At 63.2% G+C, this 13,690-nt stretch carries 9 protein-coding genes; all 9 read right to left on the bottom strand.

The annotated features are described in order from the left end of the window. Positions 1-72 precede the first annotated feature (72 nt). Positions 73-2,643 carry a glucans biosynthesis glucosyltransferase MdoH gene (gene mdoH / locus CKW13_RS12215; RefSeq protein WP_095108869.1) on the bottom strand — a complete coding sequence of 857 codons (2,571 nt, stop codon included), beginning with the start codon at positions 2,641-2,643 and terminating at the stop codon, positions 73-75. Then, the gene (locus CKW13_RS12210; RefSeq protein WP_218192053.1) at positions 2,636-4,363 is read right to left on the bottom strand and encodes a glucan biosynthesis protein G; all 1,728 of its coding nucleotides are present in this window, start codon (positions 4,361-4,363) and stop codon (positions 2,636-2,638) included. Before CKW13_RS12210 ends, mdoH begins: the two co-directional genes overlap by 8 nt. A gap of 321 nt (positions 4,364-4,684) precedes the next feature. Next, positions 4,685-5,122 carry a D-aminoacyl-tRNA deacylase gene (gene dtd / locus CKW13_RS12205; protein WP_095108867.1) on the bottom strand — a complete coding sequence of 146 codons (438 nt, stop codon included), beginning with the start codon at positions 5,120-5,122 and terminating at the stop codon, positions 4,685-4,687. Beyond that, complete coding sequence (gene pip, locus CKW13_RS12200; RefSeq protein WP_095108866.1) at positions 5,119-6,090, bottom strand: prolyl aminopeptidase; 972 nt, start codon at positions 6,088-6,090, stop codon at positions 5,119-5,121. The genes dtd and pip overlap by 4 nt, the downstream gene beginning before the upstream one ends. Positions 6,091-6,338: 248 nt before the next feature. After that, the gene (gene hutG / locus CKW13_RS12195) at positions 6,339-7,139 is read right to left on the bottom strand and encodes an N-formylglutamate deformylase (RefSeq protein WP_095108865.1); all 801 of its coding nucleotides are present in this window, start codon (positions 7,137-7,139) and stop codon (positions 6,339-6,341) included. A gap of 9 nt (positions 7,140-7,148) precedes the next feature. Next, positions 7,149-8,354 carry an imidazolonepropionase gene (hutI, locus tag CKW13_RS12190; protein WP_095108864.1) on the bottom strand — a complete coding sequence of 402 codons (1,206 nt, stop codon included), beginning with the start codon at positions 8,352-8,354 and terminating at the stop codon, positions 7,149-7,151. A 15-nt stretch (positions 8,355-8,369) separates the two neighbouring features. After that, positions 8,370-9,779: an amino acid permease gene (locus CKW13_RS12185; protein ID WP_095108863.1), complete on the bottom strand. Its 1,410-nt coding sequence runs from the start codon at positions 9,777-9,779 to the stop codon at positions 8,370-8,372. Between the two features lie 172 nt (positions 9,780-9,951). Beyond that, positions 9,952-11,484: a histidine ammonia-lyase gene (gene hutH / locus CKW13_RS12180; RefSeq protein ID WP_095108862.1), complete on the bottom strand. Its 1,533-nt coding sequence runs from the start codon at positions 11,482-11,484 to the stop codon at positions 9,952-9,954. 301 nt (positions 11,485-11,785) lie between these two features. Further along, the gene (gene hutU / locus CKW13_RS12175; protein ID WP_095108861.1) at positions 11,786-13,471 is read right to left on the bottom strand and encodes a urocanate hydratase; all 1,686 of its coding nucleotides are present in this window, start codon (positions 13,469-13,471) and stop codon (positions 11,786-11,788) included. Between the last annotated feature and the right edge of the window lie 219 nt (positions 13,472-13,690).

Below are 13,690 nucleotides of genomic sequence, written 5' to 3'. Positions count from 1 at the left end.
CCCAACATAGAGCCGTGAAACCCGTCGCCCCACAAACAAAAACCCCGCGAGGTTCAGGTCGCGGGGTTCAGGTCAGGCGGGCAACGCCTGGGTGATGGCCGGTTTGAGCGGCAGCAACGGCGCATGGGGGTCAGCCTTGATCGACTGCCGCCAGGCACTGAGCCAGGCTTCGTGCCCTTCGCTCCAGACCTGCTCATGCAAACGGGCCAGGGCGACCGGGTCGCTGAGCAGCGCCAGGCGTTCGTTGTTGGCCAGCCCTTGCGGGCCGACTTTCAGGGCATGGCTCACCCGTTCGGTGCGCAGCACCTCTATCGGCTCGGCCTGCCCGTGACGGGACGTGGCCAGGGCACAAGCCAGGGCGTTCTGCTGCGGGTCGACCACGGCACGGATGAAACCGTCCTTGAGGGCGTGCCAGCGGTTTTCATGGGTGTACTGGTCGGTGGCGAGCAAGGCCTGGGGCGGGGCGTATTCCTCGGGAATAAGGAACAGGCTTTCGTCGCGGGACTTGAGGCCCAGGCCCACACGGCTGGAAATCACCGATACCGGGATCGACAGCATCAGCGAACCGACGATCGGCACCAGCCACCAGAGGAAGCTTGGGTTGAGCCAGATCACCAACAGCGCCCAGAAGAACCCGAGCAGGGTTTGCGGGCCGTGGCGCTTGACCGCTTCGCTCCACGGCGTGGAATCGTCGTCACGCTGCGGCGAGTTCCAGGTTGCGGCCCAGCCCAGGAACGCGGCCAGCACGAAACGGGTGTGGAAGATCATGCGCACCGGCGCCAGCAGCATGGAGAACAGCATCTCCAGCAGCATCGACAGGGTCACCTTGAACTTGCCGCCGAACTCTTTCGCACCCTTGGCCCAGATCAGGATGATGCTCAGCAACTTGGGCAGGAACAGCAGCACGATGGTGGTGGAGAACAGCGCGATGGCTTTGTCCGGGTGCCATTGCGGCCACAGCGGATAGAGCTGGCGCGGCTCCAGGAAATACTGCGGCTCCATCAGCGTGTTGACCGCCAGCAGCGCGGTGGACAGCACGAGGAAGAAGAACCACAACGGCGCCGACAGGTAAGACATCACCCCCGTCAGGAACACCGCGCGGTGCACCGGGTGCATGCCCTTGACCAAAAACAGGCGGAAGTTCATCAGGTTACCGTGGCACCAGCGACGGTCACGCTTGAGTTCGTCCAACAGGTTCGGCGGCAGTTCTTCGTAGCTGCCGGGCAAGTCGTAGGCGATCCACACGCCCCAACCGGCACGGCGCATCAGCGCGGCTTCAACGAAGTCGTGGGACAGGATCGCCCCGGCGAACGCGCCTTTGCCCGGCAATGGCGCCAGGGCGCAATGCTCGATGAACGGCTTCATCCGGATAATGGCGTTGTGGCCCCAGTAGTGGGATTCGCCCAACTGCCAGAAGTGCAGGCCGGCGGTGAACAACGGGCCATATACGCGGGTGGCGAACTGCTGCATGCGCGCATAGAGAGTGTCCATGCCAGAGGCACGGGGCGCGGTCTGGATGATCCCAGCGTCCGGCGTGGCTTCCATCAGGCGCACCAGGCTGGTCAAGCATTCGCCGCTCATCACGCTGTCGGCGTCGAGCACCACCATGTACTTGTAGTCGCCGCCCCAGCGACGGCAGAAGTCGTCGAGGTTACCGCTTTTGCGCTTAACCCGACGGCGACGGCGACGGTAGAAAATCTTGCCAAAGCCCTTGGCTTCGCGGCAGACGTCCAGCCAGGCCTGTTGCTCGGCCACACAGATGTCGCTGTCGTTACTGTCGCTGAGCACGAAGAAGTCGAAGCGGTCCAGATCGCCCGTGGCGGCCACCGACTCGAAGGTGGCGCGCAGGCCAGCGAATACCCGGGGCACGTCTTCATTGCAGATCGGCATCACCAACGCAGTGCGCGCATTGGCCGGGATCGCCTCGTTGCCGGCGCTGGCCCCGGAGATGCGGTATTTGTCGTGGCCGGTGAGCAACTCGAGGAAGCCCATCAGCGCCGTCCAGAAACCGGCCGACACCCAGCAGAACAGAATCCCGAACAGAATCAGGATGCTGGTTTGCAAGGCATAGGGCAGCACTTGGGTGGCGGTTTGCATCAGCGGTTGGTGCAGGACTTCTTCAAGGTCAACGAAGGACCAGCCCTGGTAAGGCATGATGCCTTTCATATACCAGCCCGCGACGATGGTCTGGCCCAGCATCAACACCAACAAAATGTAGCGACGGATCGAACCGACAGTGCGCCAGCGCGCCGCCGGCAGGACGCGCTCGTCCTTGGGCGGCAACGGCGGGTTGCTGCGCCCGGTCAGGCGCCGCCAGCCACGCACGAGGATATTGGTGCGCCACGGCTCCGGCACCACTTTGGTGCGGCGGATCGGCGGCGTGGCCTTGAGGCACACCCGGCCTGCCGAATCGAGGGCCAGCATCTCGGCCTCTTCCAGCTCTTCGGCGCTGTTGAGCAGCAAACGGCTGCCCACCGAAGCCTGGGCGGCCTCGGCGGGGGCGTCGAAAGACGCGGACGAGAGACGTTCGTGCAGCTCGCTGAACGACCGGCAACCCGCCAATTCGGCGCGTTGCTCGTCACTCAGCGGTAGGTGCGCCAGGTACTCGAACAGAGTCTCTGGCCGGGCTTGAGGGTTACTCATCGGCTGGCAACTGGTAGCTCCAGGTCTCGGTCAGCACTTGTTCAGTCTTGACCGGCTCCGGGGTGGCGGTGGCCGCAGGTGCCGTTTCCGGCTGCGGGTCCTTCTTCGCGGTTTTTTCGCTTTGCTTGGCCGCGACCTTGTCAGCCTTGATGACGTGCGCGGTGTCTTGCACCGGCTCGGCGACCACCATGTCACGCACCAGGGCGGCACGCATTTCAGTAGCCTTGCCCGCGTCCTTGATCTTCAGGCGCAGGGTCAGGCGCCAGCCCTTGGTGTAAGGGTTGTAGCGCACGCTGTTTTCGACGACTTCGGCGTTGTCGCCGACGCTGACCTGGCTACGCACGGTGGCGTCCGGCAGCAACTTGGCCAAGGACGGGCCCTGGAAGTCCACCAGGTAGGCCACGCTGCCGTCGGGTTGGCGGATCAGGTTGGACTGCTTCACGTCACCGGTGGAACGCAGGGTCTGCATGACCCAGGCGCTGTCATCCGAATGCAGGGCGGCTTCGTCCATGGTCCAGTGCAGGCGGTAGCTGACATCCAGCGGCTGGCCTGGCTCGGGCATTTTTTCCGGGCTCCAGAACGCAACGATGTTGTCGTTGGTCTCGTCGGCGGTAGGGATTTCCACCAAGTCCACGGTGCCTTTGCCCCAGTCACCTTCCGGCTCGATCCAGGCACTTGGGCGTTTTTCGTAGTTGTCGTCGAGGTCTTCGTAGTGGCTGAAGTGGCGACCGCGTTGCAACAGGCCGAAACCGCGCGGGTTTTCCACGGAGAAGTTGCTCACCGACAGGTGTTTAGGGTTGTTCAGTGGGCGCCAGATCCACTCGCCGTTGCCGGCATGGATCGACAGACCGCTGGAGTCATGCAGTTCGCGGCGATAGTTGAGTACTTTCGACGGCTGATTGGCGCCGAACAGGTACATGCTGGTCAGCGGGGCGATGCCCAGTTTGCTGACTTTGTCACGCAGGTACATGCGCGATTTGACGTCAACGATGGTATCGCTGCCCGGACGCAGGATCAGGCGATAGGCACCCGTGGCACGCGGCGAATCCAGCAGGGCGAAAATCACCAGGTGCTTGTCGCCGGTTTTCGGGCGTTCGATCCAGAACTCGGTGAAACGGGGGAATTCTTCACCGGACGGCAACGCGGTATCGATGGCCAGGCCACGGGCCGAGAGGCCGTAGATCTGATCCTTGCCCACGACGCGGAAGTAGCTCGCGCCCAGCATGGTCATGATCTCGTCTTGCTTGTCCGCCTTGTTGATCGGGTACAGCACGCGGAAACCCGCGTAACCCAGTTGTTCGGTGGCTTTGGGGTCGAACTTGACGTCGCCGAAGTCGAAGCGAGTCGGATCATATTTGATCGGTTCGACGGTATTGGCCGTCACTTCGTTGATTTTCACCGGCGTATCGAAGTGCATGCCCTGGTGATAGAAGGACAGCTTGAACGGGGTTTTCTGATCGGCCCATTCGGCTTTTTCGGTACGGAAGCGAATTTTCTGATAGTCCGCGAACTTCATTTCACGAAATTCGTTCGGCAGATTGCTGCGCGGGGCTTCGTACTTTTGTGCCGCCAACTCTTTGGCCTTGGCCGCTACATCATCCAGGTTGAATGCCCATATTTGACCGGCGCTGAGCAGGCAAAGCAGGGCAGAACCCGCCGCCAGTGCGTTACGAAACCGTTTGGCAGACAACTTTGGTGCATTACAGGGACTAACAATCACGAGCAACCCTCGCCGAAAACAGATCAAAAAACCAACGGCCAGATAAAGTGCCGTCGCGGTCGGCTGTATGAAAAATCCGACCCCGCATGCCACTTTTGCCAAGTTGGCGAGCATTGTTCGGACTCCGCGGGGGGCAAATGATTCCCCACGCGGTTCCGGACAAGTCTCTACCTAAATCAAAATGGACCAACGAACGCTGATCCCCGTAGCGCGCGATTATCTAGTAGGCCGCGTGACAACGCATCAGGGGTAACAAAGTATTTATGGGTAAACCCCCCGCTTTCGGGCCGAAACAGCCGTAAAAACATGTTTCAAGCGCTTTCAGGCCTGTAGGAGAAAGGTCACAGGGCCGTCATTGACCAAATGCACCTGCATATCGGCACCAAATCTACCTGATGCCACATTGCCATGCACCTGCTGCGCTTTGCTCAATAAATAACCAAAGAGTTCTTCACCCAGTGCCGGCGGCGCGGCGGTGGAGAAGCTCGGGCGCAGGCCGCTGTGGGTGTCGGCGGCCAGGGTGAACTGCGACACCAACAACAAGCCGCCCTCCACCTGGGCCAGGGACAAGTTCATCTTGCCGTCGGCATCGCTGAACACCCGGTAATTGAGCAACTTGTGCAGCAGTTTGTCGGCGCTGGCGCGGGTGTCCTGGGGCTCGATGGCCACCAATACCAACAGCCCTTGGTCGATGGCGCCGACCACCTCCCCCGCCACGTCCACCCGCGCACCGCGTACGCGCTGCAACAGGCCCTTCATGCTTCCTCGGGCGCCAGGTCGAGCAGGCGCCGGGCCATTTGGTCGGCCGCCCGTACCAGGGCATCGGTGATACCCGGCTCGGAGGCGGCGTGGCCGGCATCGCGAATAATCTGCAACTCGCTATTGGGCCAGTTCTGGTGCAGTTCCCAGGCATTGTCCAGCGGGCAGATGACGTCGTAGCGCCCGTGCACGATCACCCCGGGCAAGTGGGCGATCTTGTGCATGTCGCGGATCAGTTGGTTGGGCTCAAGGAACGTGTTGTTGGTGAAGTAGTGGCATTCGATGCGGGCAATCGACAAGGCACGCTGCGCCTCGCTGAAGCGGTCGACCACCAGCGGGTTGGGGCGCAACGTGGCGCAGCGGCCCTCCCACAGCGACCACGCCTTGGCGGCGTGCATCTGGGCGATCTGGTCGTTGCCGGTGAGGCGCTTGTGGAAAGCGCCTAGCAGGTCGTCGCGTTCGTCCAGCGGGATAGGGGCGATGTAATCCTGCCAGTAGTCGGGGAACAGACGGCTTGCGCCCACCTGGTAGAACCACTCGATGTCCTGCTCGCGAGCCAGGAAAATCCCACGCACGATCAGCCCCAGTACACGGTCCGGGTGGGTCTGGGCGTAGGCCAGGGACAGGGTCGAGCCCCAGGAACCGCCGAACAGCACCCATTTTTCAATGCCCAGGTGCTCGCGGATGCGCTCAAGGTCGGCGACCAGATCCCAGGTGGTGTTGTTTTCCACGCTCGCGTGGGGCGTGGAGCGCCCGCAACCGCGCTGGTCGAAGGTGACGATGCGGTACAGGTTGGGGTCGAAATAGCAGCGGCTTTGCGCGTCGCACCCGGAACCCGGGCCACCGTGGATGAACACCACCGGCAAACCTTGTGGCGAGCCGCTTTCGTCGACGTACAGGGTGTGGATGTCATCGACGGCCAGATCGTGCCGGGCGTAGGGTTTGATCTGCGGGTACAAAGTCTGCATTGCGCGCTCCGTGAGGGGTCGGGTCCGCCCGGGGGGGACTTCCATTAATCTGCCGTGGGGCATCATAAACCCGAATCGCGTAATGAGCATGCCCTGACCTGTGGCAGCGGGCGTGTGCCACGTCAGCGCGCCTGTGTACTGGTTGAAAAAACCGATCGCAAGCAGGCGTACTCCCACAGGTTTTCACCTAAGTTTCAAGCACCACTCACTGGGGGTGAGAGCGAGCCTGCCCACGATGGCCGCGCCACTCAGGCGTAGCGCCTTTGCCCCCATTCCAGCAGCCCTTGCAGCAGTTCCTTGAGCACCACTTGGGTGGGCGCGGCGAGGTCTGGGCGGTAGCGGAACGGCTCGAACTCTTCCATATAAGTGCACTGGCCCAGCTCCAGTTGCACGGCGTGGATATGCTCGGCCGGGTTGCCGTAGTGGCGGGTGATGTGCCCGCCCTTGAAGCGCCCGTTGAGCACATGGCTATAGGCCGGGTGCCCGGCGCAGATGGCCTCCAGCCTGCCCGCCAACTGTGGGTCGCAACTGGCGCCGTTGAAGGTGCCGAGGTTGAAATCCGGCAACTTACCGTCGAACAGATGGCCGATCACCGAGCGGATCGAGTGGGCATCGAACAACAGCGCGTAGCCGAATTGCGCCTTGAGCCGGGCCAGTTCCTGCGCCAGGGTGCGGTGGTACGGCGCCCAGATCTGCGCCAGGTAGGTGGCACGCTCCTCGGCGCTGGGCTCCAGCCCCGGGCGGAACAACGCCTGGCCGTCAAACAGCGTCGCCGGGTACAACCCGGTGGTGGCGCCGACATATAAAGGCTTGTCGTCGTCGGGCCGGTTGAGGTCGATGACAAAACGCGAATACTCGGCGGCCAGGGTGCTGGCGCCCAGTTCGGCGGCAAACTCGTAGAGTTGCGGAATGTGCCAGTCGGTATCGGGCAGGCTTTGCGCCGCCGGCACCAGGCCGGCCTCGACCGCCGGGGTCAGGCGCACGCCGGCGTGGGGCATGCTGATTAGCAGCGGCACCCGGCCTTGTTTGAAGTTCAGAACCTTATCCACTGCCCTCTCCTACAACGTGACATCGGCGCCGTGGCGCACGACGCGTTTTTCCAGGTCACCGCCCAGCCAATACGCCAGGTCGGCCGGCCGATCGATTTGCCAGGCCACGAAATCTGCCACCTTGCCCACTTCCAATGAGCCGTGGCTGTGCTCCAGGCCCAGGGCCTTTGCCGCGTGCAGGGTAGCGCCGGCCAGGGCCTCTTCCGGGGTCATGCGAAAACAGGTGCAGGCCATGTTCAGCATCAGGCGCAACGACAACGCCGGCGATGTACCGGGGTTGAGGTCGCTGGCGATGGCAATTTTCACGCCGTGCTTGCGCAGGGCATCCATGGGCGGCAACTGGGTTTCGCGCAGAAAGTAGAACGCCCCGGGCAGCAACACCGCCACCGTGCCGGACGTGGCCATGGCCGCCGCGTCGGCTTCGGTCATGAACTCCAAGTGATCGGCCGACAGCGCCTGATAGCGCGCCGCCAGGCTCGAACCGTGCAGCGACGACAGTTGCTCGGCGTGCAGCTTCACCGGCAAGCCGAGTTTTTGCGCGGCGATAAACACCCGCTCGACCTGGGCCGGAGAGAACGCCAGGTACTCGCAGAACGCATCCACCGCATCCACCAGGCCTTCAGCCGCCAGGGCCGGGAGCATTTCGGCGCAGATATGCTCGATGTAGGCGTCGGCGCGCCCGGCGTATTCGGGCGCCAAGGCGTGGGCCGCCAGGCAGGTGCTGCGCACCGTGGCTGGCAACTGCTCGCCGAGGCGGCGGATCACCCGCAAAATCTTGCGCTCGTTGGCCAGGTCCAGGCCGTAGCCAGACTTGATTTCCACCGTGGTCACGCCATCGCGCAGCAGGCTGTGCAAGCGTTTGCGGGCGCTGGCGAAGAGTTCGTCTTCGCTGGCAGCCCGGGTAGCGCGCACGGTGCTGGCGATGCCGCCGCCCTGGGCGGCGATCTCGGCGTAGCTCACGCCTTGCAGGCGTTGCTCGAACTCACCGCTGCGGTTGCCGCCGAACACCGCGTGGGTATGGCAGTCGATCAGGCCCGGCGTAACCCAGGCCCCCGCAAGGTCTTCGACATGGGGGTAATGCCCCGCCGGCAGCGCGCCACGCGGGCCGATCCACTCGATGTGCGCGCCGGATGTCACGATGGCGGCATCCTCGATGATCGAGTAAGTACCCTGGGCCATGGTTGCGACGTGGCAATGCTGCCAAAGAGTCTTCATTACAGCCTCCATAACTTATCGGTGGGACAGGGCCGGGTCGGGGCTGACCAGGGCCGGTTGCCCGGTCACCGGTTTGACCCACACCTTATAGGCGATCACCAGCAGCACGATCCACACCGCGCCTACCAGCAAGGCAGCCTGGGTGTCCGGGAAGTAGCCCAGCACGCCGAAGACGAACAGCATGAACACAATCGCCGCCGCCGGCGCGTAGGGCCAGAACGGTACGGGGAATTGCAGCTGCGCGACTTCTTCGCGGCTCATGGAGCGGCGCATGGCCACTTGGGTCAGCAGGATCATCAGCCACACCCACACGGTGGCGAAGGTGGCGATCGAAGCGATGACCAGGAACACGTTTTCCGGGATCAGGTAGTTGAGCACCACGCCGCCCAGCAGCGCTGCGCCCATCACCACCACGGTCATCCACGGCACACCCTGGCGCGACAGCTTGGAGAAGCACTTGGGCGCATGGCCCTGCTCCGCCAGGCCGTACATCATGCGGCCCGCGCCAAAAATGTCGCTGTTGATGGCCGACACCGCCGCCGAAATCACCACGATGTTGAGGATGGTCGCCGCCGAGCTGATGCCCAGGTGATCGAAGATCTGCACGAAGGGGCTGCCCTGGCTGCCGATTTGCGGCCACGGGTAAATGGCCATCAGCACGAACAGGGTCAACACGTAGAACAGCAGGATACGCAGCGGTACGGCGTTGATCGCCTTGGGCAGCACCCGTTGCGGGTCCTTGGCTTCGCCGGCGGTGATGCCGATGATCTCGATGCCGCCGAAGGCGAACATCACCACCGCGAACGATGCAATCAAGCCACCGATGCCGTTAGGCATGAAGCCGCCGTGGGCCCACAGGTTGCTCACCCCGGTGGCGTGTTCGGCGTTGGCCGAGTTGATGCCAAACAGCATGATGCCGAAACCACCGAGGATCATCGCGACGATGGCCGCCACCTTGAGCAGCGACAGCCAGAACTCCATCTCGCCGAAGACCTTGACGTTGCACAGGTTCAGGCCGCCGATCAGGAACACGATGCCCAGCACCCAGACCCAGCGCGCCACTTCGGGAAACCAGAAGCCCATATAAATGCCGAACGCGGTGACGTCGGCGAGGCAGACAATAATCATCTCGAAAGCGTAGGTCCAACCCAGGATGAAGCCCGCCATCGGCCCCAGGTAGGTGCTGGCGTACTTGCCGAACGAACCGGCCACCGGGTTGTGCACTGCCATCTCACCGAGGGCGCGCATGACCATGAACACCGCCGCGCCACCGATCAGGTACGCCAGCAATACCGCTGGGCCAGCCATTTGGATGGCCGAGGCGGAGCCGTAGAACAGCCCGGTGCCGATGGCCGACCCCAGTGCCATGAAGCGAATGTGGCGGGCCGATAGCCCGCGTTTCAAACCGGATGCTTGCTGTTGCATTTCTCGTCCTTAATTGTTTTTGTCAGAGAAAACCAATGGGCTGACTGAACCGGTAGCAAGCGGGCTTGCCCGCGCTGGGGTGCGTAGCAGCCACTTCAAATAGTGGCTTGTGCGACTATTGACGGCCGCTACGCTGCCGAGCGCGGGCAAGCCCGCTTGCTACACCTGGGTGTCAGAGGCTCGGCAGCAACTTGGCCAGGACCAGTTCGTTCAGGCAACGGGAGGCCAGCAGTTCGCTCGCGGCGTTGATGTCCGGGGCGAAGAAGCGGTCTTTCTCATAGAACGGGACTTTGCTGCGCAGGAGGGTGCGCGCTTGCTCCAGTTTGCTGGAGGTTTTCAGGCCATCGCGCAGGTCCAGGCCCTGGACGGCAGCGAGCCATTCCACGGCGAGCACGCCACGGGTGTTCTCAGCCATTTCCCACAAACGCTTACCCGCGGCCGGGGCCATGGAGACGTGGTCTTCCTGGTTGGCGGAAGTGGGCAGGCTGTCCACCGAGTGCGGGTGAGCCAAGGCCTTGTTTTCGCTGGCCAGGGCTGCGGCAGTCACTTGGGCGATCATGAAACCGGAGTTCACCCCACCGTTGGCCACCAGGAACGGCGGCAACTGGGACATGTGCTTGTCCATCATCAGCGAGATGCGGCGCTCGCTCAGGGAGCCGATTTCGGCGATGGCCAAAGCCATGTTGTCAGCGGCCATGGCCACCGGTTCAGCGTGGAAGTTACCACCGGAAATCACGTCGCCTTCGGCGGCGAACACCAACGGGTTGTCCGACACGGCGTTGGCTTCGATGCTCAGCACCTCGGCGGCCTGGCGGAACTGGGTCAGGCAGGCGCCCATGACTTGCGGCTGGCAACGCAGGGAGTACGGGTCCTGGACCTTGTCGCAGTTGTGGTGCGAATCGGACACTTCGCTGCGCTCGCCCAGCAGGTCGCGGTACGCGGCAGCGGCGTCGATCTGGCCTTTCTGGCCACGGGCGGCGTGGATGCGTGCGTCGAACGGCGAGCGCGAACCCAGCACCGCCTCAACGGTCAGGCCACCCAGGGCCAGGGCGCCGGCGAACAGGTCTTCGCCCTCGAACAAACCGCGCAAGGCATAAGCGGTAGACACCTGGGTGCCGTTGAGCAGCGCCAGGCCTTCTTTGGCGGCCAGGGTCAGCGGCGTCAGGCCGGCGACTTTCAGCGCCTCGGTCGCGCTCAGCCATTGTCCTTTGTAGCGGGCCTTGCCTTCGCCCAGCAGCACCAGGGACATATGGGCCAAAGGCGCGAGGTCGCCGGAAGCGCCCACCGAACCTTTGAGCGGGATGTGCGGGTAAACCTCGGCATTGATAAGGGCGATCAGCGCATCGATAACCAAGCGACGGATGCCGGAGAAACCACGGCTCAGGCTGTTGACCTTGAGCACCATAATCAGGCGCACCAGGGCGTCGCTGATCGGCTCGCCCACACCGGCGGCGTGGGATAGCACCAGGGAGCGTTGCAGGTTTTCCAGGTCTTCGCTGGCGATGCGGGTCGAGGCCAGCAGGCCGAAACCGGTGTTGATGCCGTACGCGGTGCGGTTCTCGGCCAGGATCTGCTCCACGCAGGCCACGCTGGCTTCGATCTGTTGCGAGGCGCTGTCATCCAGGCTCAGGGTGATCGGGTTCTGGTAAACGGCACGCAGTTGGGCAAGGGTCAGCTGGCCTGGGATAAGGTTTAGCGCAGTCACATTCGTGCTCCTTTTGAGAGTTTTATTAACAGCCCGTGGCACGCAACGGCTCGCCGGCTGTGGATTGTTCTGAAATCTCGCCCGGTTCCTGTGGGAACCCGGCCTGCCTGGCCCTGCTCGCGTGTAGGAAGCAGGCTCGCCCGCACTGAAGTGCGTAGCGCTCCTTCGCTTTTTAGGGCCGCTACGCAAACCCGTTTTCTACCTACGACAACGATGCGGTGGGGCTTGAGGCAGCGCCCGCGATAAACAATGGCGTGCAGTTTCCGGCACGCCAGCCTGGCGGGCAAATAAAGCGCGGCCTTTAGCCAGTAATCATCGGCAGGTTCAGGCCCTGTTCCTTGGCGCAATCGATGGCGATCTGATAGCCCGCATCCGCGTGGCGCATCACGCCTGTGGCCGGGTCGTTGTGCAGCACGCGCGCGATCCGCTCGGCCGCTTCGTCGGTGCCATCACACACGATGACCATGCCCGAATGCTGGGAGAAGCCCATGCCGACGCCGCCGCCGTGGTGCAGTGAGACCCAGGTCGCGCCGCTGGCGGTGTTGAGCAGGGCGTTGAGCAGCGGCCAGTCGGACACGGCGTCGGAACCGTCCTGCATCGATTCGGTTTCGCGGTTCGGGCTGGCTACGGAGCCGGAGTCCAGGTGGTCGCGGCCGATCACGATCGGCGCCGACAGCTCACCGCTGCGCACCATTTCGTTGAACGCCAGGCCCAACTTGGCGCGCTGGCCCAGGCCCACCCAGCAGATCCGCGCCGGCAGGCCCTGGAAGGCGATGCGCTCGCGGGCCATGTCCAGCCAGTTGTGCAGGTGGGCATCGTCCGGGATCAGCTCCTTGACCTTGGCGTCGGTTTTGTAGATGTCTTGCGGGTCACCCGACAGCGCCGCCCAGCGGAACGGGCCGATGCCACGGCAGAACAGTGGGCGGATGTAGGCCGGAACGAAACCGGGGAAGTCGAAGGCATTTTCCACACCCTCTTCCTGGGCCATCTGGCGGATGTTGTTGCCGTAGTCGAAGGTCGGCACGCCCATTTTCTGGAAATCCAGCATCGCCTTGACGTGGACGGCCATAGACTGCTTGGCGGCCTTGACCACGGCAGCCGGCTCGGTCTTGGCGCGGGCGCGGTATTCGTCCCAGGTCCAACCGGCAGGCAGGTAGCCGTTGAGCGGGTCGTGGGCGCTGGTCTGGTCAGTGACCATGTCCGGGCGCACGCCGCGCTTGACCAGTTCCGGCAGGATCTCGGCGGCGTTGCCCAGCAGCGCGATGGAGATGGCCTTGCCTTCCTTGGTGTACTTGGCAATGCGCGCCAGGGCGTCGTCGAGGTCGCTGGCTTGCTCATCGACGTAACGGCTGCTGAGGCGGAAATCGATGCTCACCTGCTGGCACTCGATGTTCAGCGAGCACGCGCCGGCCAGGGTTGCGGCCAACGGCTGCGCGCCCCCCATGCCGCCCAGGCCTGCGGTCAGCACCCAACGGCCCTTGAGGTTGGCGTCGTAATGCTGGCGACCGGCCTCGACGAAGGTTTCGTAGGTGCCCTGGACGATCCCCTGGCTGCCGATGTAGATCCAGCTGCCGGCGGTCATCTGGCCGTACATGGCCAGGCCCTTGGCGTCGAGTTCGTTGAAGTGCTCCCAGCTCGCCCAGTGCGGCACCAGGTTGGAGTTGGCGATCAACACGCGCGGGGCATTGCTGTGGGTTTTGAACACGCCGACCGGTTTACCCGATTGCACCAGCAGGGTTTCGTCGTCGTTGAGGTTGGTCAGGCTCTCGACGATTTTGTCGTAGCACTCCCAGTTGCGCGCCGCGCGGCCAATGCCACCGTACACCACCAGTTCCTTGGGGTTCTCGGCCACTTGCGGGTCGAGGTTGTTCATCAGCATGCGCAGCGGCGCTTCGGTCAACCAGCTCTTGGCGGTCAGCGTGTTGCCGCGGGCGGCGCGGATTTCAACGTCACGGTACTTCGTAGGCTTTTGGCTATTGTCAGACACGAAAAAACTCCTCAGCAATCAATCCAAACCAACCCGGGCGGCGGGCGAGCAAGCCAGTGCGCAACCACTGCACAACGGCGAATCAGGGGACGATGGTTGAGTCGGCGCGACTCATACGCATACGTCTTTACTTGTACATACAAGCATATGCAATCATGCGGCCAACTTGCAAATCCGAGCTTCAGAAAAGTTCTGGGCAGGGTTGTAGAGCCCGTGGAT

The organism is Pseudomonas sp. Irchel 3E20 (genome assembly GCF_900187645.1).
GTDB lineage: Bacteria > Pseudomonadota > Gammaproteobacteria > Pseudomonadales > Pseudomonadaceae > Aquipseudomonas.
This window is presented reverse-complemented; position numbering and strand designations above follow the sequence as displayed.